This window comes from Myxococcaceae bacterium JPH2 (assembly GCA_016458225.1).
GTDB lineage: Bacteria > Myxococcota > Myxococcia > Myxococcales > Myxococcaceae > Citreicoccus.
The window spans coordinates 97,706-120,259 of sequence record JAEMGR010000017.1; the positions used below are offsets into that span (position 1 = coordinate 97,706).

The 22,554-nt window shown below is 68.3% G+C and carries 15 protein-coding genes; 9 read left to right on the forward strand and 6 right to left on the reverse strand.

From position 1 onward, the window contains the following. Positions 1-83 precede the first annotated feature (83 nt). Together JGU66_25010 and JGU66_25015 are read left to right on the forward strand one after the other, a co-directional pair. Entirely contained in the window at positions 84-2,123 is a 2,040-nt protein-coding gene (locus tag JGU66_25010; protein MBJ6764046.1) for a methyltransferase, read from the forward strand. Then, positions 2,120-4,378 (forward strand): glycosyltransferase, encoded by a 2,259-nt coding sequence (locus JGU66_25015; protein MBJ6764047.1) that lies wholly within the window; start codon positions 2,120-2,122, stop codon positions 4,376-4,378. The genes JGU66_25010 and JGU66_25015 overlap by 4 nt, the downstream gene beginning before the upstream one ends. An 82-nt stretch (positions 4,379-4,460) precedes the next feature. On the opposite strand, the gene JGU66_25020 is transcribed toward JGU66_25015, so the two are convergent. Further along, positions 4,461-6,248, reverse strand: a complete 1,788-nt coding sequence (locus JGU66_25020) for a hypothetical protein (GenBank protein ID MBJ6764048.1) — start codon at positions 6,246-6,248, stop codon at positions 4,461-4,463. Positions 6,249-6,591: 343 nt separating this feature from the next. Here JGU66_25020 and JGU66_25025 point away from each other — a divergent pair, with 343 nt between their 5' ends. Then, positions 6,592-7,779: a DUF2304 family protein gene (locus tag JGU66_25025; GenBank protein ID MBJ6764049.1), complete on the forward strand. Its 1,188-nt coding sequence runs from the start codon at positions 6,592-6,594 to the stop codon at positions 7,777-7,779. Positions 7,780-7,796: 17 nt separating this feature from the next. On the opposite strand, the gene JGU66_25030 is transcribed toward JGU66_25025, so the two are convergent. After that, the gene (locus tag JGU66_25030) at positions 7,797-8,258 is read right to left on the reverse strand and encodes a hypothetical protein (GenBank protein MBJ6764050.1); all 462 of its coding nucleotides are present in this window, start codon (positions 8,256-8,258) and stop codon (positions 7,797-7,799) included. After that, positions 8,245-9,879, reverse strand: a complete 1,635-nt coding sequence (locus JGU66_25035) for a glycosyltransferase (protein MBJ6764051.1) — start codon at positions 9,877-9,879, stop codon at positions 8,245-8,247. The genes JGU66_25030 and JGU66_25035 overlap by 14 nt, the downstream gene beginning before the upstream one ends. Before the next feature lie 125 nt (positions 9,880-10,004). Here JGU66_25035 and rfbB point away from each other — a divergent pair, with 125 nt between their 5' ends. Genes rfbB through rfbC form a run of 4 tightly spaced genes read left to right on the forward strand, consistent with a single transcriptional unit; the run spans position 10,005 to position 13,375 of the window. Continuing rightward, on the forward strand, positions 10,005-11,033 hold the full coding sequence (gene rfbB, locus JGU66_25040; protein ID MBJ6764052.1) for a dTDP-glucose 4,6-dehydratase: 1,029 nt from the start codon (positions 10,005-10,007) through the stop codon (positions 11,031-11,033). 7 nt (positions 11,034-11,040) lie between these two features. Then, positions 11,041-11,949, forward strand: a complete 909-nt coding sequence (locus JGU66_25045; GenBank protein MBJ6764053.1) for an SDR family oxidoreductase — start codon at positions 11,041-11,043, stop codon at positions 11,947-11,949. Beyond that, positions 11,946-12,827: a glucose-1-phosphate thymidylyltransferase RfbA gene (gene rfbA / locus JGU66_25050; GenBank protein MBJ6764054.1), complete on the forward strand. Its 882-nt coding sequence runs from the start codon at positions 11,946-11,948 to the stop codon at positions 12,825-12,827. Before JGU66_25045 ends, rfbA begins: the two co-directional genes overlap by 4 nt. Beyond that, positions 12,824-13,375 carry a dTDP-4-dehydrorhamnose 3,5-epimerase gene (gene rfbC, locus JGU66_25055; protein MBJ6764055.1) on the forward strand — a complete coding sequence of 184 codons (552 nt, stop codon included), beginning with the start codon at positions 12,824-12,826 and terminating at the stop codon, positions 13,373-13,375. The genes rfbA and rfbC overlap by 4 nt, the downstream gene beginning before the upstream one ends. 11 nt (positions 13,376-13,386) lie before the next feature. Here rfbC and JGU66_25060 read toward each other — a convergent pair whose 3' ends face one another. The 3 genes from JGU66_25060 to JGU66_25070 are packed head-to-tail and all read right to left on the reverse strand — an operon-like array spanning position 13,387 to position 18,017. Beyond that, the gene (locus JGU66_25060) at positions 13,387-15,321 is read right to left on the reverse strand and encodes a protein kinase (GenBank protein MBJ6764056.1); all 1,935 of its coding nucleotides are present in this window, start codon (positions 15,319-15,321) and stop codon (positions 13,387-13,389) included. Between the two features lie 16 nt (positions 15,322-15,337). After that, on the reverse strand, positions 15,338-16,327 hold the full coding sequence (locus JGU66_25065) for a tetratricopeptide repeat protein (protein MBJ6764057.1): 990 nt from the start codon (positions 16,325-16,327) through the stop codon (positions 15,338-15,340). Further along, entirely contained in the window at positions 16,317-18,017 is a 1,701-nt protein-coding gene (locus JGU66_25070) for a PEGA domain-containing protein (GenBank protein ID MBJ6764058.1), read from the reverse strand. Before JGU66_25070 ends, JGU66_25065 begins: the two co-directional genes overlap by 11 nt. A gap of 99 nt (positions 18,018-18,116) precedes the next feature. On the opposite strand from JGU66_25070, the gene JGU66_25075 reads away from it, so the two are divergent. Both JGU66_25075 and JGU66_25080 read left to right on the forward strand, forming a co-directional pair. Then, positions 18,117-19,130: a YihY/virulence factor BrkB family protein gene (locus JGU66_25075; GenBank protein MBJ6764059.1), complete on the forward strand. Its 1,014-nt coding sequence runs from the start codon at positions 18,117-18,119 to the stop codon at positions 19,128-19,130. 136 nt (positions 19,131-19,266) lie between these two features. After that, entirely contained in the window at positions 19,267-22,545 is a 3,279-nt protein-coding gene (locus JGU66_25080) for a chitobiase/beta-hexosaminidase C-terminal domain-containing protein (GenBank protein ID MBJ6764060.1), read from the forward strand. Positions 22,546-22,554 lie beyond the last annotated feature (9 nt).

Sequence of the window (22,554 nt, forward strand, 5' to 3'; positions counted from 1 at the left end):
GGAAAAGTCATATTGACCCGAACATTCCAGATGCCCGAGACTCGGTCGGCGGCCTCGCTTGAAGCGCGCAGGCACTCTCCATCATGTCCGATACGAACAAGAGCACGGGCCACGAGGGGGGCTCTGCTCCGAGCACCCCAGAAAGCCTTCTTTTCTGGAAGAAGACCAGCGGCTACTCCTACCGCGAGATGATCCGAAGCCGCGAGGCGAAGGGTAACCCTGCATATCGGCAGCAAGAGCAGGTGCTGACCCAGCTTGTGCAGGCTGAGCAGCAGAGACAAGAGCGCGCCCTGGATGTTCTTGAGTTCGGCTGCGGCTTCGGTCGCCATGCGGCCTACCTCAGTGGGCTCCCTGGCGTCCGCTACCACGGATACGACATCTCTGAGGCGATGCTCGCTCCCTTGCGAGCCAGTCCTCCGAAGTCGCTCGTCCCGCTCGAAGAGCGGCTCTTCGTGGGTGAAGACCCGCTGCGGGCCACGGGGGGGCGCCAGTTCGATGTCGTCTTCACCGTCTCGGTCCTCATCCACAATCCGATCGAGCAGCTCCCGAAGATCCTTGAGTCGATGGGGCGGATGCTGCGTCCGGGTGGGCTGCTGGTGCTCATCGAGAACCAGCTGGTGCCCTTCAGCCTGTGGGACAACACCTGGCATGAGGGGTGTTGGCTGCATGCCTTCCAGGACCTGGTTCCGGATGGCTGGGACCTTCACCACGGCTCGGGGCTCGTGACCACGCACGATGTCTACGTACTCAAGCGGAATGGTACCGAGCAGGGCGGTCGACGGTTCTTCCACTTGATGGGTCCCGATCGTGCCCGCGACGAGGTGCAGCCGATTTCCCGTGAGGCGTTGTGCCTGCAAGCCTTGCCGCGCGCCCAGCAGTGGGCGACGCAGGCGGGGGCAGCTCTGCAGCACGCCACGCGGAGTGGGGATGTTCGGGTCGCGGAGCTGACGGAGCGCCTCTCCACAGAGACGGAGCGCTTTCAGCGTCGACAGCGGCTGTTCTCGCTGGCGGACGACCTGGCTGGACTGCGGGGGCGCCGTCACGTGAGCGGGGCAGAGGCCACCGCGCTGGAGCCTGCCCACGCGCACCCCCAGACGCCTCCTGCCGTGCTCTTTGACGATGCGCTCGATACTCGCTGGGCGAATTCATTCCCCCAGTTCGGGCGACTGATGCACGTCTTCCACCAAGAGTGGCATGGCATTCGGGCCGCCGCTGGGTACCTGCCAGGCCACAAGCTGGCCATCACCTCCGAACGGCCGCTGTCCGTCGCGGATCTCCGCAACGTCATCGAGACGATCTCTGGGAGCTTGTGCACCCAGGTCATCGTCCATGGCTATTCGCCCAATGCTCATGAGCTGTTGGTCGCCACGCGCAAGGCGCTTGGCTCCTCGGTCCGGTTGCTGTGCGTGTGGCATGGCTCGACGGCGCAGTTTCATCACTCCTTCGAGCTGGAGTGCTTCGCGCAGTTGCTGGAGCTGTGCCGTCGCGGTGTCGTGGACCGGGTCGGCTCCGTCAAGCCTGGGATGCATCGGTTTGCGACGGAACTCTTTCCCAAGACACTGCTCAACCTTCCTCCGAAGGTGGCTGCCTCTGCGCAGCAGGTGCCGGGAACCCGCGCGAGCCGGACGGCGCTCATTCCCACGCCCAACGACTGGCGGAAGAACTTCTACACGAACCTCTTCGCCTTCACCGCGTCGCCGCGGCTCGATGACGTCTACGTGACGGCGGACTTCAAGCTGCCGCCAGCGCTCAAGCCGACCAAGCGGATTCACCGGGTCCGGCGGCCGAGCCGCACCGAGTTCTTTGACCTGGTCCGCAAGTCGGATGTGGTTCTCAATGCATCCCTGTCGGAGTGTCAGCCGATGACCGGGCTGGAATCGCTGTCGCTCGGGGTGCCGTGTGTCTCGGGGCCGCTCAGTCTTGGGGCCTTGGACGCACATCCCTATCAGCGGCTTGCCCAGGTCGCGGGAGTCGACACCGTGGAGGTCGTGGAGGCTGCCATCGAGCAGCTGCTGGCCCTTCGCGAGCGGGCACCCGTGGAGTTGTCGCAGATGATGGCGGACTACGCGAAGTGCCTGTCCTCCGACGCCGTCCAAATTCTTGAGGATTTCGTGCAGCCATGAAGCCGCGTCGCGTCTGTTTCGTCACCTCAGAGATCTATCCCGCCACCGCCGGCGGCATCGGCCGCATCATCCACAATCTCATCGAGGAGTCGCTCCGACGGACGGATGCCGTGGAGTTTCATCTCCTCCTGTGCACGGAGTCGGGGGCGGATCCGCTCGTCGTCTCGAATCACTTCGGGGGCAAGGTGACGGTGCATGCCACCCCTCCGCGCGAGCCGTGGAGCCAGGCATTCGACGAGCAAGGCGTCTATGCTCCTCGCGAGTCTTTCACCGATTCGTATTGGCATGGCGAATCGATGGGGATCCTGCTTCACCTCCGCAAGCTTGCCAGCCAGGGACTCCACTTCGATGTGATTGAGTTCCCGGACTACACAGGTGTCGCATTCTGCACCCTGCAAGACAAGCTGCTGGGGTGCGGTTTCCAGGACACGGAGATCGCGGTTCGCTTGCACTCGACGTCCGGCGTGTTGGTTCCGCACGAGCCGAACCTCCTGAATCGGGACTACCTGGGCGAGTTCGAGCTGGAGCGGAAGGCGCTCCTCGATGCCGACCGCGTCATCTCGCATCTCCCTGGCGTGGCGGAGCACAACCGCCAGTTCTATGGGTTTCCAGAGTCCTGGCTGACGAAGGTGGTGCAAGAGTTTCCGCCGGTGGCCCCGCGGATGGCGTCCCGTCCCGAGCTGTATACCGGTGAGCGGGACGTGCTCTTCGCGACGAAGATCCAGACGCTCAAGCGGCCGGACCTCTTCGTTCGTGGGGTCAGTGCGTTCTTGCGCAGCTGCCCGGAGTATCGAGGGCATGCCGTTTTTTCCTGCCACGCGCCCTCGGAAGATACGCTGAGCGCCATCAAGGCGCTCATCCCGCCGGACCTGCGCCGGCGGTTCCGTTTCGTCCCGCCAGGCCCAGACCGGGACGAGCTCCTGCGAAAGAGCATCGTCGTCATTCCGTCTGACTACGAGTCGCTCAACCTCACAGCCTATGAAGCCTCCGTTGCGGGTGCGACGCTAGTCCTCAACGGTGCCTGCCCTGCCTTCGCCCCAGGGACTCCCTGGGCGGATGGCAAGAATTGCTACACGTTTGACGGCTCCGTGGAGTCCCTCGCGGCCGCGCTCCAGCGCGCGTGGCAGACGCCCGTGACGACCCCGGTGGAGTGGTCGGTCGACGTGCCCTACTGGGAAGGTGCGCTGCGCCACGCTCCGCCGGAGCCCGCCCCACGCTCGACTCGACCGCTGGTCAGCGTGCTCATCACCAACCACAACCTGGCGCGCTACCTGCCCGAGACGCTGGCCAGTGTGGCCGCCAGCAGCTATCCCGAGATTGAAATCATCATCGTCGATGATGCGTCGACGGAGGCTTTCGATCACGAAGTGCTGCAGCGGATCTCCGAGGATATCGCCAAGGGCGACTCGGGGGTGCGGTTGGTCCGCAACACTGTCAATCGAGGTCTCCCGGCTTCGCGCAACATTGGCATCCGGGCCGCGAAGGGCGCTTACATCCTCCCGCTCGACGCGGACGACTGCATCAGCCCGACCTTTATTGAGATGGCGGTGAATGCGCTGGAGCGCCATGCGGAGTTCGACGTGGTGGTTCCTTCGACGGGCTACTTCCCGGACGATGCCGCGCTCGAGGCTCGCAGGTTCTCGGACTACGCGCTGTTCATTGGCGACTGTCCCACCATGGGAATGGTGGCCAATCGTCTGTCTTGCGCGACATCCCTCATGCGGCGCTCTCTCTTTGACCGGTTCAAGTACAACGATCGGTTGACGAGCTATGAGGACTGGGACCTCTATTTGCGCCTGTCCCACGCCGGGCACCGGTTCCTCGTGACCAATGCGATTCACTTTCACTATCGCAAGCGCCCGGGCTCCATGATTTCGGGAGTGAATCCCCGTCGTCATGTCGAACTGCTTCGCCAGATGCACATGAGCCTGCCGCGGCCCATGACTGCCGCAGCCCACGCCTGGGCCTTCTTCTCGGTCGCGGAGCCCGCGCGTCCTCATGCGGCGGCCCCCGTGATGACTTCCACGGATTTGCCCGCGCTTCGCTATGAGTTTGCGGATGCCCTCAATGGCGCGCTGAAGCGCGTGCCCCTGGTGCATACCTTGCTCAAGCAGGCGGCGAGTGGCTTGGGGGATGGTGCTGACAAGCCCAGGCGCCATGAGCTGATGGACATGCTCAATAGCACCCTCAAGCGACTGCCGGGCGTCCACTCCACGCTGAAGCGGGTGGTGAAGCCCGGGGGCCGAGGCGCCTGAGGGCAGGAGGCCCGGGCGCCCGCGGGGGGCCCGGGCTCACTCGACCGCGCGCCCGAGTTCCCGGAGGCGCGCGGGTCTGGCCTCAAGCCGCCGGAGTCGAGGTGGGGGCGGCAGGTGCAGCGGCGGTCCCGGCATTCGCTGCGGGGCGAGAGGCCCGAGTGCCGGCGAGCCACGTGGGGACCAGCATCAGGGCAATCAGGAAGACCGGATACTGGTAGCGCATGTCTGGCGCCGGAATGAGCAGGACCAGTGCCGCGGTGTGCATCAGCAACGGGAGAAGGATCGCCCCGTGTCGCCAGTTCCGTTGCCGAACGCAGGCGACCGCGCAGGCAAGGAGCGCGAGGTAGAGCGGGAGGGCCGGACGCCAGAACAGCCAGGACATGTCGGGCTGAAGGGAGCGCACAATCCATTGCAACATGCGTGCGCCAAAGTTCGGCAGCACGGGCTCGGCGCGAACCTCGGCTTCCACAGGGTCAATGGTCTTGGGCGGCTGATCGTAGGGGATCCAGAGTGCGAGCGCGTAGAGGGGATCCCGTCCCTGCTCGATCTTCCACATCAAGCTGGTGACGCAGGCCACGTGGGCCAGCGTCGCGGAGGGGTTCCTCCAGGTGAGTCGCGCGAGCAGTCCCGGGAGCGCCCGGGAGTGACGCGCGGTCGCCGCATACGAGAAGCGACCGTCCCAGAGCGTCGGGACGTTGGAGAAGCAGTTGTAGTGCCACTTGTCATCGAGCGGGTGGATCTCGCTCAGGATGGTCTGCTCCTCCGGCAGCAGCTCGGTTCCAGCCGCGACATGGGCCCCCAGGTGGCCTGCGAGCACGAGCGCGCCTGACGACATGGAGGTGGCGGAGTAGGCGCGAAACAAGGCGGTACGCGTCCCCGCCGCGAGCACGAAGGTCGCGCAGACGAGGGCCATGACGGACACGTACTTGCGCGGCCTCAAGACCCACAGCGCGAGCGCCACGCCGAGGACCGCGGGGACGCCGTTGTGGCGGAAGAGCATCGTCATGGCCCCCAGAACGGCCAGTCCCGCCCAGAAGGGCCAGCGCCAGGGCTCGTCCGGGTTCGCGGATGCACGGAAGAGCATCAGCGTCATCATGAGGATGCACAAGCTGAAGGGGATGTCCTTCCAGAGCGTGATGAGCATTGCTCCGTTGACGGGTGCCAAGGCCATCAAGCCCGCCGTCACCGCGATGACGACGCTTGATACGCCCGCTCGCGCCAAGGTCGCGCACCCGAAGGCGACCACGGCAGCCAGTCCCAGGATCTGGGCAATGCCAACCATGGCGGGGGATGCCCAGAGCTTCTGGAGGAGCCGGATGGTGTAGGTGTGGAACACGGGATGCGCATCCGCGAACTGATCTCCGCGAAGCGCCTGGTGCCACTGATCCGATGAGTCCGAACTCATCATTCCGGGGAACAGTGCCAGCAGCCATACCGTGCCCATCACCACCAGCGGGATGGCGTGAATGAACCCGGCCCCGCGAAGGGGAACTGAAGCAGCGGTCGAGGGCGCGCGCGTGGAGCAAACCAAGCCCAGCGACAGAAGCACAGCTCCCAGCGTGAGCCAGTGCGCGCTGTGGAATGCGAGGTTCCACACCGACGAATCGCTCCCAAGCGGGAATGCGTCAGGCGCCGCGGGAGCGTGGAGCGGGAGGGCGCGAAGCAACAGGAACGACAGACCGCCGCAGGCGCTCAACCACAGCCCTCTCCCTCGAGGCGTGAAGTGCTCCATGGCCTTGGAGAGTCGCGGGAGCAGCCAGCGGTAGCTCAGGAATCCCAGGGCCGCCGTGCCCAGCAGCAGCAGGCTCCAGTCTGCAATCGTCCACGGAGCCGCGACCGCGTGGACCGCCACCACAAAGCTGGCTGCCAACGAGAGGAGCAGGCTGCTACCGCCGCGCCAGGAGGCGAATCCTCGGGAGGGTGTGTCGGCTGGCGCTGGTGGGGCGATAGGAGAGGATTCCATGGGCAGCCTAGTAACGTAGGCCGGAGCTTCGAGTCCAGGTTTGGTCCCGGCTCCTCAGCAGGTGCTCGTCTGGTGCTTGTGACCTCATGGGTGAGACGTCTTGAGACGCCGGTCGATGACCGAGCGGCCTCGAACCGCAGATGCCTGATTGGCGCCCTTGGGCATGCTCCGCCTGAACTCTGCCCGCGGGATGGGGCGGGGGATTGCGCCACGATGCCTGGTGCCGTAAGGAGGGCGGATTCAATGTGGGATGGACAGCGGTGCACGGACCGCCTTTCCCTTTCACCCACGCGCCTCCCTCGTGACCGGACGATGGGGGCTTGAGGAGCACTCCAACGTGTCGCTGCTATTCATCTGCGTGGCCGTGGCTTTCTTTGGGTGGATCTTCTCCCAGTTCGGCTCGTGGCTGGCGGCTCGGCATGCCGTCACCTGGTACCTGGTCAGTGGCTTCATCCTGGTCGCGGCCATCCGTCCGGATTGGCTGCTGCCGGTGGCGCACCTGCTGGGCATCACCCTGGTCAGCAACATGGTGCTCGCGGGACTGACCATGTTCCTGTTCGTGCAGATGCTCGAGCAGTACGCGGAGAACAACGGCCTGCGCCGGCAGATGGTGCGCATGGTCTCCTCGCTGGCGGCGGACACGTTCCCGTCGCGTGAGGCCTCGGACACGCGGACGCGCGTGCTCGTCGTGCTGCCTTGCTACAACGAGTCGGAGAGCCTCCCCGTGCTCGTGCCGCGCCTCACGGCGCTCCAGCGCGCGACGCCCGAGCTGGACCTGGACTTCTGCATCGTCAATGACGGCTCGGTGGATGCCACGCCCGCCGTGCTGCGGCGGCTGGCTCCGCAGAACCACGTGACGCACCACACGAACATCGGTGTGGCGGGCGGTCTGCGCACGGGCTTTCTCATCGCGCAGCGGACGGGCGCGCACTTCGCGGTGCAGTGTGACTCGGATGGCCAGCATCCCATCGAGTCCATCCCCGAGGTGGTTCGCGTGGCTCGCGAGCGCTCCGTGGATCTGCTCATCGGCTCGCGGTTCGCGGGCGGCGGCGCGGAGGGCAATGACACGCTGGCCAGCACCACGCGCATGCGCCGCGCGGGCGGCATCGTGGTCAGCACGCTCCTGGGCCTCTTCGGCCGCGGCGCTCGCGTGTCGGATCCGACGTCCGGTTTCCGCGTCTACTCGCCGCGCGCCATGGCCACGCTGCTGCGCTGGATGCCGGATGAGTACCCGGAGCCCGAGTCCATCGCGCTGGTGGCGCTGAATGGACTGCGCGTGGAGGAGACCGCGGTGGTGATGAGCCCGCGCACGACGGGCACCTCCAGCCTCAGCGGCATCAAGAGCCTGCGCTTCATGACGAAGGTCGCGTCCGCGCTCCTGGGGCTGCGCCTGCGCTCCATGCCGCAGGCGACCCCGGTGTCCGTCCCCACGGAGTGAAGCGGGAGGGACGCGGCTCAGCGCTTCGTCGCGCCGCGTGCCTTCGCGCCAGGTTCGAGGCGCGCGAGTCGTGCCTCCACGTCTCGGCGCCACTGGGCCTGCGTGCGCGCGTGCTCCCGCTGGTTCTCGATGACGGTGGCGAGGGCGTCGAGGATGGACTCGTTGAACTCCACCTGACGCCGCAGCATCTCGTTGATGAAGGGCTGGAACGTGAAGCGGAAGGCGCGCTTGACGGCCACCAGCACCGGGCCCACGCCGGGACGGTGGGACGTGGCGGGCTCGGCGTGGCGCGAGTCCATCTTCCCGCGCGCCTCTTGGAGCAGGGTCGGCCACTCGGCGGCCACCGGCGTCCGCGTGGAGGACTCCAGCGCTTCTCTCAGGGCCTGTTTCGCCTTCGGGTCGGGCTCGGGGAGCTGACGCGTTTGGGCGGCGACGGCCTCCGCCGTGGGCGACTGGGTCAGCAGATCATCCGCGTTCATGCAGGGGGCCGCCTCGGGAAGAGAGGGATTGGAACAGGGCTTCGACCGTGGACTCGATGTGCTCGGGCGCAAGCTCGAACAGGCGCGCTCCCAAGCGATGGGATGCGTCGCCCTCCGCGCGCGCCTCGCTGGTGGCTCGCACACCCCACGCTGGCGCGGAGGTGAGAGGCAGCAGCGTTGACGCGACCTCGGTGTCCACGCCCAGGTAGACATGGGGCGCGGACGATGCGCGTGCGGCGGTCTCCAGCGCGGAGGAGCCGGGCAGGGGCTCCGCGGGGAGTCCCACGGGTTGATCCGCCGTGAAGTGCCACACGGGTGGTCCCTCGACGTCCTCGGGACCCGGTGCGGCGCGCGGCGCGACGGTGCGGGGACGCAGGGCCAGCACGCGCGCCTCGGGCACGCGCGATGCGAGCGCGCGGGCCAGCCGTGACATGGGCGCGTCGGGCCGCAGGGAGTAGCCGGGGCAGATGAGTTCGATGCGGGCGGGCGCGGGAGGCGAGGGGAGGGCCGGCATGCGCCCCTCGAAGCAGTCGGACAGGGCCTCGCGCACCTGCTCGGCGACGGTGTCCTGGGAGAACGCGGCCACGCGGGCCCGCTGCGCGTCAATGACCTGGGTGCGGAGGGCTCCCGAGCGCTCCAGCACGGCGAGGAGCTGCGCGACCTCCATCGGATCTCGCGAGAACGTCGCGATGCCCGCGCCGCCCATCGTCTCGGGCACGGCGGCGGCGGCATGGGCCACGACGGGGACGCCTCGGTACATGGCCTCCAGGAGGGGCACGCCGAAGCCCTCGTGGCGGCTCATGGACACGTAGGCCGTGGCCACGGAGAAGCACGCGGAGAGCTGCGCGGCGCTCACGCGGCCGAGGAAGTGGACGCGCTCGGGGCCCAAGAGGTCCTTGAGGCCCAGGAGGAACGCGCCGTAGGGCGAGTCCCGGTTGAGCGCGCCCGCGATGAGCAGGCGGCTTCGGGGTTGGTACAGGCGCTGGTACGCGGTGAAGACGCGCAGCACGTCGTCCATGCGCTTGCTGGGCACGGCTCGGCCCACGAAGAGGATGTTGGCGCAGCCGTCATCCAGCTCGGCCTGGAGCGTGGCATCCGGGGGCGTGTCGAAGCTGCTCCAGTCGATGGCGAAGGGCAGCACGGCGACGTGGCGGTATCCCGCGGCGGCCAGCTCCTCGGCGCTGAAGCGCGAGTAGGCGAAGGCCGCGTCCATGTGCTCGCGCATGGCGAGCAGCTCGGCGCGGGCCGCGTCGCAGGCGATCGCCACCTTGCGCTCGAAGCCCTCGAAGAGCCGGGCGGGCGTGACGTTGTGGTACACGAGAAGCTTGCGGCCGGGCGACCGGGCGATCATCGGCACCATGCGCGACTCGAAGCTGTGGTGGACGATGAGCACCGAGTCTCGCGAGGCCTCGCGGGGATAGTCACGCGCGGGGCGGACCTGATCCCGGCACGTGTCGTCCCACTGCTCCGCGTAGATTTCCGAGACATGGCCCCAGGAGCGCAGCAGGCTCTGCAGGTAGCGGACCTGGTTGCCGACCGCATCTCCCCAGGCCAGCCGGGCAACGAACTGGTGGATGTGTCGGGGCCCGTTGGTCCCCGCCGCCTCTGGCCGAGTCTTCACGGGCGGCACCCTTACAATCCTCCTGTCCCGACGTACAGGGGCGCCTCTCGCGGCGCCTTGACGGGGGGGACCCCCTCCAGTACGCAGGCTCGTCTTCTCACGTGGCGGGCCCTCGGGAATTGGGAATGAACGTTCTGGTGACAGGCGGCTGTGGCTTCATCGGCTCCAACCTCGTGAAGTACCTGCGCCGCGAGCGACCGGACTGGAAGGTCGTCAACCTGGACCGGCTCACCTACGCGGGCAACCTGGAGACGCTCGCGGACCTGGAGGGTGACCCCGGCCACGTCTTCGTTCGCGGCGACATCGGCAACCGCGAGCTGGTCGAGCACCTGATGGCGCAACATTCCATCGACGCGGTGATGCACCTGGCGGCCGAGAGCCACGTCGATCGCTCCATCCTCGGGCCCGAGGTGTTCATCACCACGAACGTGCTGGGCACCCAGCGGCTGTTGGAGGCATCTCGTGCGCGGGGCGTGCGGCGCTTCCTGATGGTGTCCACCGACGAGGTCTATGGTTCGCTCGGCCCGACGGGCGCCTTCACCGAGTCCTCGCCGCTGCAGCCCTCCAGCCCCTACTCGGCTTCGAAGACGAGTTCGGACCTGGTGGCGCTCGCGTACCACCACACGTTCCAGCTCGACGTGGTGGTGACGCGCTGCTCGAACAACTACGGGCGCTATCAGTTCCCCGAGAAGCTGATCCCCTTGATGGTCGTCAATGCGCTGCACGACAAGCCGCTGCCCGTGTATGGCGATGGCGGCAACGTGCGCGATTGGTTGCACGTGGAGGACCACTGTCAGGCATTGCTGCTCGCGCTGGAGAAGGGGCGGGCGGGCGACGTCTACAACATTGGCGGGGGCGCGGAGCGCCGCAACCTGGAGATCGTCCGGAGCATCCTCGCGCTGCTGGGCAAGCCCGAGTCCCTCATCCGCTTCGTGACGGACCGGCCGGGGCACGACCGGCGCTATGCCATTGACCCGTCGAAGATTCGCGCGGAGCTGGGCTGGAAGGCGGCGCACACCTTCGAGCAGGGCCTGGAGCAGACGGTGCGCTGGTACGTGGACAACCCGGCGTGGTGGGAGCGCGTGATGAGCGGCGCGTATCGGCAGTACTTCGACACGCAATACCAGACGCGGCTCCACGGCCGGGGAGCCTGAGGCCACCATGCGCTTTCTCGTCACGGGCTCGAACGGACTGGTAGGGCGGCGGGCGTGCGCGCAGCTGGCCCACGAGGGACACGAGGTGGTGGGGTTGGGCCGAGGCCCGCGCCGCGCCGCCGGTGACTTCCGCTACGCGTCGGTGGACCTGACGCGCGAGGCGGAGGTGGTGGAGGCCGTCAGCGCGGCCTCGCCTGAGGTCATCCTCCACTGCGCCTCCATGACGGAGGTGGACGCGTGCGAGAAGGACCCCGAGGCGGCGTACGCCGGCAATGTCTCCGCGACAGCCTTCGTGGCGCGGGCCGCGCGCAAGGCGGGGGCGCACCTGGTGCACGTGTCCACGGACTACGTCTTCGATGGAGACGCGGGGCCGTATGACGAGGAGGCGGTGCCCAACCCGCGTGGCGTGTATGCCATCACCAAGCACATGGGCGAGCAGGCCGCGCGGGTGCTCGCGCCGGGCTGTGCGATTGCGCGTACGGCGGTGGTGTATGGCTGGCCCGCGGTGGAGGGCCGGGTGAACTTCGGCGCGTGGCTGGTGGGCGCACTGGAGAAGGGGCAGCCCGTGAAGCTCTTCGAGGACCAGGTGGTGTCCCCGAGCCTCGCGGACAACGTGGCGGCCATGTTGGTGGAGCTGGGAGCACGGCGCCTGGGCGGCGTGTGGAACACGTGCGGCGCCGAGGTGTTGGACCGCGTGGCCTTCGGGCGCGCGGTGTGCGGGGTGTTTGGCTTTGACCCCGCGTTGATTGTCCCGACGCGGATGGCCGACCTGAAGCTCCCGGCGCCGAGGCCTCTGCGCAGTGGCTTGAAGACGGACAAGGCGCGGGCGCAGCTGACGCAGCGACCGATGGCGCTCGGAGATTCCCTGTCGCGCTTCCACGCGGCATGGAAGGCGGCGCGCGAGGTGCGGCCATGAAGGGAATCGTCCTCGCGGGGGGCTCGGGCACGCGCCTGTACCCGCTGACGCGCGTGGTGAGCAAGCAGCTGCTGCCCGTACACGACAAGCCGATGATCTACTACCCGGTGTCCACGCTGATGCTGGCGGGCATCCGGGAGCTGCTCATCATCTCCACGCCGCAGGACCTGCCGCGCTTCCGCGAGCTGTTGGGGGACGGCTCTCAGTGGGGCGTGTCCTTTCAGTACGCCGAGCAGCCGCGACCGGAAGGTCTGGCGCAGGCGTTCGTGATTGGGCGCGACTTCGTCGGGAAGGATCCGGTGTCGCTCATCCTGGGCGACAACATCTTCTACGGGCACGGCCTGAGCGAGCAGGTGCAGCGCGCGGCGCGGCGGGCCTCGGGCGCGACGGTGTTCGGGTACTACGTGAAGGATCCGGAGCGCTACGGCGTGGTGGAGCTGGATGCCCAGCAGCGCGCGCTGAGCATCGAGGAGAAGCCGGTCCGGCCCAAGTCGAACTACGCCGTCACGGGCTTGTACTTCTATGACAACCAGGTGGTGGAGATCGCCCGCGACCTGAAGCCGAGCCGCCGAGGCGAGCTGGAGATCACCGACGTCAACGCGGAGTACATGCGTCGGGGCCAGCTCACCGTGGAGTTGATGGGGCGCGGGTATGCGTGGCTGGACACGGGCACGCATGAGTCGCTCATGCAGGCGTCCAACTTCATCCAGATCATCGAGCAGCGGCAGGGCCTGAAGGTGGCGTGCCTGGAAGAGATTGCCTTTCGCATGGGGTACATCGACGCGGCGCAGCTCGCCCGTCTGGCCGAGCCCATGCGAAAGAACGAGTACGGCCAGTACCTGCTGGCGCTCAGCGAGAATCGAGGAGCGGTGTCGTGAAGGTGATTCCCACCGAGCTTCCCGGAGTGTTGCTCCTGGAGCCGAAGGTGTTTGGCGATGACCGGGGCTTCTTCCTGGAGACGTTCCACGCGGGCCGCTACGCGGACGCGGGCATCCCGGGGCCCTTCGTGCAGGACAACCTGTCGCGCTCGGTGAAGGGCACGCTGCGCGGGCTGCACTTCCAGGAGCCGCAGGCGCAGGGGAAGCTGGTGCAGGTCCTCGCGGGCGCGGTGTGGGACGTGGCCGTGGACATCCGCCGAGGCTCGCCGCACTTCGGCCAGTGGATGGCGGTGGAGCTGTCCGCGGACAACAAGCGCCAGCTCTGGGTGCCTCCGGGCTTCGCGCACGGCTTCTGCGTGCTGAGCGACTCGGCGGACTTCTCTTACAAGTGCACGGCGCTGTATGCGCCGAACTGCGAGCACGGCATCGCGTGGAATGATCCGGACCTGGGCATTCCCTGGCCGGTGAATCCGCCGCTCCTGTCGCCCAAGGATGCTCGGGCGCCTCGGCTGAAGGATGCTCCGTTGCTGCCGGTGTTCGCGGGCTGAGTGACTGCCTCTCAGGGAGCGATCTCGGGAGGCAGGTCGGCCTTGCAGCGCGAGATGGCGGACTGGGCATCGCGCGCCTTGGGGAACAGCTTCAGGACCTCGCGATACGTGCGGATGGCGGACTCGCAGGCTCCATCGCGGGCCTGGGTGTTGCCTCGGTTCATCAGCGCGGTGGCCTTCGAGACGTTCGCGCGCAGCTCCTCCAGTCGAGGCTCCGCCGCCGCCAGCTCCGGCGCGCTGTCGAGGATGGCCTGCGCATCGCCCAGCTTGCCTGTGGCCAGCTCGAGGTTGGCGCGGAAGAGCAGCTCACGCGCCTGACGTTGTTCATCAGGTGTCGCGGGGCTCGGAGGTCGGGGCACGGCGTCCGTAGGCGGTGGAGCGGAGTCCGTTCCTGCGCCGACCACGGGCGTCGCGATGGCGGGTACCGTTCCGGTCGGGGGCGCGGCAGTCCCATCTGGAGTCGGTGATTCGGTTCCCGCCGAGGGCGGTGCGGCGCCGCTCGGGGTTGTCGCGCCCACCGAGGGTGCTGTCCCGCCAGTGGCGCCGAGCGCGGGCTGCTGTGGGGACGTAGCGCCGCTTCCTTCCGCTGGAGGGGTGCGCAGATGCACGACGCCCAGTCCCGCGGCCATCATGATGCCGCCCACCACGATTGCGCTCAGCAGACCGCTCCGTCGGTTCGAGGGCGCGGCGTACGGCGATGCCGGCAGCGCGGTCTTGTCCAAGCCGTCGGAGAGGGGACGCGCGCCAGGCGCAGGCTGGGGGAGCGAACTCGGCGCTGCGGGCGTGGCAGCCGTTACTGGCTGCGTGCGCGCAGCGGGCGTTGCACCTGGCGCGGGCTGGGTGAGTTGAATGGGCACCGCGGGCGTGGCGGCGGCGGGCGTGGCGCCTCGAATGAGCGTGGCCTCGGTGCCGTCTCCGTAGAGGAGGGTGCCGGGGGCCTGGGGCGCAGCGGGCGCGCCTCCTGGAACCGGAGTGAGGCTGAGCGCGGAGCGCCCCGTCAGCGTGGGCAGCGCGTTGCTCAGGTCCGAGGCGAAGGCCTCCATCGTCGCGTAGCGCTCGACCCGATTCTTCGCGGTGGCCTTCTGGATGACGGTGTCGAGCGCGGGCAGTTGAAGATCCGGGCAGAGGTCCGCCAGCCGGGGCATGGGCTGGTGCACCTGCTTCTGCATGATCTCCGGGATGGTGGTCCCATCGAAGGGCTGCCGGCCGGTGAGCATCTCGAACAGGACGATGCCCACCGCGTACACGTCCGCGCGCGCGTCGGCGTCCAGGCCCAGCACCTGCTCCGGTGCCATGTAGCGAGGCGTCCCCGCCACCGCGCCTTGCACCGTGAGGCGCGGCGCGCCGTCCGCGATGCGTGCGATGCCAAAGTCGAGCACCTTCACATGGAAGCCGCGCAGTCCCTGGCGGACCATGATGTTCTCGGGCTTGAGGTCGCGGTGGATGACCTGTCGCGCGTGCGCATACGCGAGCACGTCCGCGACCTGGAGCATGATGTCGCCCGCTTCGTGCGCGGGCCGCCGCCCCGCCGCGTGCAGCAAGCGCTTGAGGTCGTCTCCCTCCACGTACTCCATGGAGATGTAGAGGCCGCCTTCCTCGTCCTGACCGAAGTCGTGCAGCATCACCGCGTTGGGGTGCGCCACGCGCGCGTAGCTCTTGGCCTCGTTGAGGAAGCGCCGCGCTACATCCGGATCCATGGACAGGCCGCTGTTGAGGAACTTGAGCGCCACCTGCTGGCCAATGCCCACCTGCTCGGCCAGATAGACGGAGCCCATGCCGCCCTGGCCCAGCCGCCGCAGGATGCGATAGCGCCCGGCCACCACGCGGCCCGGCATCCGGTCCTCGGTGGGCGTGAGCGTGAGCAGCTGGGTGCCGCCGCATGCAGGGCAGGCGCCGTTCCAGGTGTCGTGCTGGGCCTCGCAGCGCTGGCAGATGTGGATGGCCATGTCCGGGCGCGCCTCGTCAGCGGGTGGGGGCGGTGGCGTAGCGCTGGAAGAGCAGTCGCTCCAGCTCACGCGCACCGGCTTCGGGTGACTGCGACTGCGCCGTCGCCGCGCGCAGCACGTCCGTGCGCGAGTCCTGTGGCAGCTCCGCCTCCATCACCGCGAGCGCGCCCGGCAGGTCTCCCGCCTGCTGGAGCGCGGAGGCGCGCCACACGCGGTACTCGGGACGCGAGGGCGCCGCCGCGGCGGCCTGGGCGAACAGGGCCTGGGCCTTGCGCGCATCTCCCGCGCGCAGCGCCCCCTGTCCCTCCAGGAACGGGAGCTGAGAGGCCGCCTGGGCCGCGGGCTCGCCCGTATCTCGCGCGAGGTCGAACAGTGCGCGGGCCTCGCGCAGCCGCTCGGGCTCCACGGCCTCTCCCGCGAGCGCGTTGCCATGGAGCGTCTCGGTGGCCGCTCGACACGCGGCGCTCAACCGACTCCCCATCTCTCCGAGGTCCACGCCCAGGTAGCCCTGCGACACGAGCGTGGTCAGCAGATCTCCCGCCGAGCCGGTCCCCACGAGCTTGCCCGCCTCCAGCGCGGTGAAGAACGCGGACTTCAGCTCCACGTGGCGCGCGGTGAGATCGGCCGGTGCCTTCTTCTTGCGGTACGCCGCCTTGAACTGCCGCTCACACAGCTCCAGCTCGCGCTTGGCCTTGCCTCGGTCCTGGATGTCCGGAGCGCTGCGAAGATAGGCGCGATACGCGACGCACGCGCCCGCCACGTCCTTCGCCCCGAGCCGCGAGCGCGCCAGTCCCAAGTAGGCCGGCAGCGTGGCGGGGCTGGCGCGGGTGGCCTGGAGGAACAGGCGCGAGGACTCCGCATACTTCTTCTTGTTGTAGAGCCGCTGGCCCTCGGCCACGAGCCCGTCGCCATTGCCCACCGAGGGGCCGACCAATGGCTCCGCGAGGCTCGCGGTGGACAGCGCGAGGACAGCGAGGAGACACACGCGGCGCAGGTCAGAACGCATAGCCGAATCCTCCGCGGAAGTTGCTGGTGCCCGAGATGTTCTTCGTCAGCGAGAAGCTGTGCTGGTACCCGGCGGAGGCGTAGAGCCCCTCGTAGAGGAACACGCGCAAGGTGGCCTGCCCCATGGCGTGCACGTCCAGCGTGTAGAGCCCGTCGGAGAAGAGCTGTCCTTCTCCGCGCTCCTTGAGCAGCACGCCTTGCAGCTCCAGTCCCGCCTGCGCGGACAGGGCCACGGGGCCGAGCACCCATCGCAGCTGCGGCTGGAGCGCGCGCACGCGCAGGAACTGCGCCTTCACGTCCAACGCGCCGCGGCTCTTCACCGCGTCCACGCTCTCGCCGGTGGCCTCGTCTGGCACCGTGACGCCCAGGGTCCACGTGTCGCCGGTGGTGTAGTAGCTGCCGCCCACCAGCATCACGCCGAAGAACTTCCCGTAGCGCCCGTACTCGAGCCCGAACCCCTGGACGCGCTGCCGGCCCGGCGCGCGCACGTCCTGGGTGCGGAAGGACTTGAGCGGATCCGGCGAGTTGACCGGGCGCGTCTCCACGGAGGAACCGGTGAGGCGGTTCGCTTCGAGGGAGACCTCCAGGTAACTCTTCAAGTCGTACGTGGCTTCCTGCCGCGCGCGCATGGCGAGCTTGAAGGACTGGAACCCCGTCGGCTTCAGGGCCTGCTCCAGGGTGAAGGTCTCTCCTGGCTGGATGACGGCTTGGACTTCGTGGGGCAGGTAGCCCTCCTGCGCCAGCGTGAGCGTGTGAGTCCCTGGCTGGATGCCCTGGTCCACCGCGTTGGTGCCCACGCGCTGTCCGTCCACGAGGATCTCGGTGCCCACGGGCGCGGCCTTCACCACCAGCCGCGCGGGAACCTTCTCCAGCGCGCGCTCGACCTTCACCTTCTCGCGCGAGCCCACCTGTCGCGTGACCTCCCAGGGCAGGTGCGACGCGAGTTCAAAGCGGAAGGTGTGCTCGCCCGGGAGCAGCTCGGCGGTGAAGGGGCTGGTGCCCACCTTCACGCCGTCGATGAAGACGGTGGCGCCCGAGGGCTGACTCACCGCTTCCACGGTCGCGTTGATGGAGAGGAACTTCACCAGCGCGCCCGCGAGCGCTTTCTCGAAGACGGGGTTGGCGGCCTCGGCTTGCGTGCGCGCGCCGGTGTCCGTGCGCACGCTGACGGCGCGGAAGCGATAGCCCGCGTCATCCTGTCCGCCTTGCACCAGCACCACGCGCTCGATGCCGAGCGAGGCGACGTAGGTCTCGAAGGGCTCGCGGCAGCGCGTCGTGCTGGAGACGCAGCGCAGATCGCCGCGTCGTCCTTTGAGCCAGGTGGTCAGCGCGTCGCGTCCCACGCGCTGCGCGTCGCGCGTTTCGGGAGGGAGCAGGGCGGTGATGCCGGACTCGGTGCGCTGCACGAGCGCGTCTTGTCCGGGATAGAGCGGTTGCACGAGCCACACCGTGGCGGGCTCGGCGGGGGAGCTGGGCGTGGCGCCAGCAGCAAGCGCCAGGCTGACCGTCAGGAGGCATGAGACGAACATGGCGTCCTCTTCAGAAGACACTTCAGACAGGGAGGCTTCGAGCCCCAGGCCACCGTCCCCCCACCAGGGTCTAACGTCCAAGCACGGCACCCTGCCTAGGGGAGCACCGTGCGCATGGCACCTTCCTGGGAGGGATAACATGTTTTGCTTTGCGGGTGGCACGGTGGGCCGGCGACCGGGCGGCCGGGGGCTCGGGGCCGAGGGGGCAGACTGAGCGGCGGGTGATGCCCATGCTCTTCCAGGTCACTCGGAGGAGGCCCCATGGTCCTGCCCGGCAAGGGAATCGGGTGGAAGTCATTCCTCGTGGAACTCAAGAACGAGTGGACACGGGACAATGTCAGCGACGTCGCGGGCTCTCTGACGTTCCGCGGCATCCTGGCCCTCTTTCCGTTCCTCCTGTTCCTGGTCTCGCTCGCGGGGGTGCTCATTGACCCGCATCAAGCCCAGACACTCATCCATGAGCTGTCACGGGTGGCGCCCAAGGAGGTGACGGCCATTCTCAGCCAGCGCATCCAGTCGCTCGCGGACAGCAATCCGGTGGGGCTCTTGACGGTGGGAGGCGTGGGCGCGGTGTGGGCGGCGTCCGGCGGGATCTCCGCGTTGATGACGGCGCTGAACACGGCCTATGGCGTGCGGGAGACGCGGCCCCTTTGGAAGACGCGAGGCATCGCGGTGACGACGACGCTGGTCACCGCGCTCGTGGCCATCCTCGCGGCGGCGGTGGCGGTGGCGACCCCCGCTCTCGCGGGCAAGCTGGGGGGGCGAGCGGAGTCCGTGGTGCTGTGGCTGCGCCTGCCGGTCGCGGGCGTGCTGATGATGTTCCTGTGGGCGGTGCTGTATCACGTGCTGCCCAACGTGACGCAGCGCTTCCGCCTCATCACCCCGGGCTCGGTGGTGGGCGTGCTCATCTGGATCCTCGCCTCGTGGGGGTTCTCCACGTACGTGGCCAACTTCGGCAAATACGACGTGAACTATGGCGCCATTGGTGGCGTCATCGTGTTGCTGCTGTGGATGTGGATCTCCGCGCAGGTCGTGCTGTTGGGCGCGGAGATCAACGCCATCCTCGACAGGCCCTCGCAGGAGTCTGGGAGCCCCGCCACGCCCCGCTCGAATCCGCGGACGCCTGTCACGGAGCCGCCCCAGGACGGCCGCGTCCCGGACGAGCCCGAGCCGCACCCCGTCGCCCTCGCGCGGACTCCGCTGGCCGCGGCGGCGAAGTGGGTGACGGGTCTGGGAGTGGGTCTGTTCCTGTTCCGGCGGGGAGCGAGCCGCTGACTCGTGTGGCGTGGAATCCAAGGTGTTGAGCGCTGACGGGGTTCGGTGAGAGGCTGGCGCGCCCCTGTCTGGCGCGCGGAGCATGCAAGGCGTTGCGCTGGGCTGGGGCGAAGCAAACCGCTCTCCCGGAGATGTGATGCCTCGCCCGTTCGCCGTTCGACTCCTTCCCGTCTGGGCGCCTCTGGTGCTCCTGTGTCTGGGTGGTTGTGGTGGCAAGAACGAGCCGCCGCCTCCCTCCGAGCCTTCCGATACGAGCGCGCCGAGCACGCACGCCAATCCGACCGGCGGCACCTACTCGAACCAGGTCTCGGTCGAGCTGACCTGCAATGACGGCAGCGGCAGCGGGTGCGCGGCCACGTACTACACGAGCGATGGCTCGACGCCCTCGGCGCAGTCGTCCAAGTATCAGGCCGCCATCGTGGTGCGCGCGGACACGACGCTGCGCTTCTTCTCGGTGGACAAGGCGGGCAACGCCGAGGCCGCGCGTCAGGAGCAGTACGCCATCGTGCAGAAGCCCGTCGACACGGTGGCGCCGGTGACGAGCGCTTCGCCCCCAGGCGGCGCCTTCAATGGCTCGCGCTTCGTGTCGCTCGACTGCCGCGACCAAGGGGGACTCTGCGCGGCCACGTATTACACGGTCGATGGTTCGACCCCGTCGAAGCAGTCGCCTCGGTACACCGCGCCGCTCATCGTCGGTCAGTCGATGCAGCTCCGGTTCTTCTCCGTGGACCCGGCGGGCAACGTGGAGCAGGTGAAGACGGAGTCGTATGTCATCGATACGGCGGCGCCCTCGGTGACGGCCTCACGCCCTGGTGGGAAGTTCCAGGGCACGCTCTCCCTGACGCTGTCCTGCGATGACGGCCAGGGTTCCGGGTGCAAGGACATCTACTTCACGCGCGATGGCTCCACGCCGACCACGGCTTCGGTGCGCTACACCGCGCCGCTCTCGCTGTCCGCGACCACCACGGTGCGCTTCTTCGCGACGGATGTGGCGGGCAACGCCTCGGCCCCGGTGACCGAGGCGTATGTGTGGGAGGCGCCCGTGCCGGAGGCCGCGGCGAGTCCTCGGGGCGGGGTGTTCAAGGACGGGCCGCAGGTGATGCTCACGTGCGTGGACGGACCGGGCCTGGGGCCCTGCGCCTCCATCCACTACACAGTGGATGGTACGACTCCCACCTCGGCCTCCACGAAGTACACCGCGCCGATTCAACTCACGAGCAGCACGCAGCTGCGGTTTCTCGCGGTGAGCACCACCGGCAAGCCGGGCGCCGTGGTCAGTGAGATGTACAACCTGGACACGGTGGGCCCTGTCACGCAGGCGAGCCCCGCGGGCGCGATGTTTCGAGACGCGGTCGATGTGAAGCTCACGTGCACGGACGCCAACGGCTGCCAGGCGACCTACGTCACGCGGGATGGCAGCATTCCGACGACGACCTCGCCGCGCTACACCGAGCCGCTGCACCTGACCGAAGAGACCACGCTGCGCTTCTACTCGGTGGATGTGGTGGGCAACGTGGAGGCGGTTCGCAGCGAGCACTACGCGTTCGATCGCATCCCGCCGACGACCCAGGCGAACCCCGGGGGCGGCACCTACGTGGCACCCCTCTTCGTCGCGCTCGGCTGCGATGACGCCGTGGGCAGCGGCTGCGCCACCACGCGCTACACGCTGGATGGCTCGGATCCGAACACCAGCGCCACCGCCGTGGCGTACAGCAACCCCATCTCGATTCGCGGCACCGTGCAGCTTCGGTATGCCTCGGTGGACAAGCTGGGCAACATCGAGTCCGCGGGCTCGCAGTCCTATACGGTCCACGATTCGCCGGGTGCGGTCTCCACGCAGATCGCCGCCATCCGGACCACGGCCAGCGGCACGGGACTGAAGCTGCACATCGGAGGCGCCTTCGTCACGGGCGTGACGCCGCAGGGTGGCAACACCAGCAACGATCCCGCGGGCTTCTTTCTCCAGGCGAGCCAGGGAGGCTCGGCGCTCTTCGTCGCGGTGGATCCGTCCACGCTGTCGCCACCCCTGGCCGTGGGAGACCTCGTGGGGCTGACGGTCACCGCGAAGACGGTCGTCAACGGGATGCAGCGCGCGGTGTCTATCTCCGACCTCCAGGTCTTCGCGCGCAACCAACCCCTGGTGTCGCTCGTTCAGGACGTGAGCGCGGTGGACCTCATGGCTTCAGCGGCCAGCTACGAGGCGAAGCTCATCACTGTGCGAGGTGACATCACCGGAGACTTCGGCAATGCGGGGCAGGGCTTCGTGCAGGCCAGTTTCTCCACGGCCGGAACGCCGCAGGGCTCCGCGTCCACCAGCAACCTGCGCCTGCGGATGCTCGCGTCCGTCCAGGCCACGCATGCGCTCGGCGCGGGGTGCACGGTGTCTGTCCAGGCCCCGCTGTGGTTGTACTCGGCCCCGTCCAGTTCAACGGTGGTCCAGCCCTCGGCCTGGGATGTCTCGGCCGTGTCTTCGATTGCGTGTCCCGCGCCGCGCGTGGTGTCGGCACGAGGCACGGGTCCAGGCGAGGTGACGGTCCGCTTCGACCGCGCGCTGGCTCCCGACAGCGTGGAGGCGGACGGCAGCCAGTTCTCCTTGGGGGACGTTGGCATCCCGGTGACCTCCGCCACGGTGAACGGCCGCGAGGTGAAGCTGACCACGGGCGAGCACGTTCCGGGGACGCACTACGCGCTCTCCGCGAGTCGAGCCCTGCGCGACACGCGGGGCACGCCGATGGCGCAGGACGGCAGCGCGAGCTTCCTGGCGTACAGCCTCCCGGCCCGGCTGCGCCTGACGGAGGTCGCCCCCAATCTGTACGCAGGTCGCGACCTGTTCGAACTCGTCGTGTTGAATGAGGGCAGCGTGGACGGGATGACCCTGGTTGATGGCAACAGCACGTTGGCCACGTTGCCGGGGGCCTATGTGCACGCGGGGGACGTCATCGTCATCCACATGATGCCCGGCGCCCTGTCTGGCTTTGAAGCCCCGCAGTCGGAGACCCTGTTCCCTCAGGAGTATGCGTCGGCGAACTACCCCGGGAACTACGACTCCGCTTGGGACTTCCTGGGCGGTCCCATCAACGTCGTCTATCCGGGCAGTCACCTGTTCCGCGTCAATGACCCCAAGGGCGTCACGCAGGACGTGCTCGCGGTGATGAGTCCAGGCAGTCAGTACGCGCCCTATCCGGGCTTCTTGCAGGCGGCGCAGGCCCAGGGACTCTGGTCCCCCGCTGACTGCGCCGGCATGCCTTGCACCTCCGCCACCGACCCGAGCGTGGTCGACGTCTCGGTGAACTGGAGCGCGTATCCGATGCCGGACAGCGTCAGCTACACGCTCCAGTCTCCCCTCGCTGCGGACAACGACACCGCGTCGGGCTGGCTCATCACGTCGGGCACGATGGGCTTCGTGGCCAACTGAGCGCCAGCC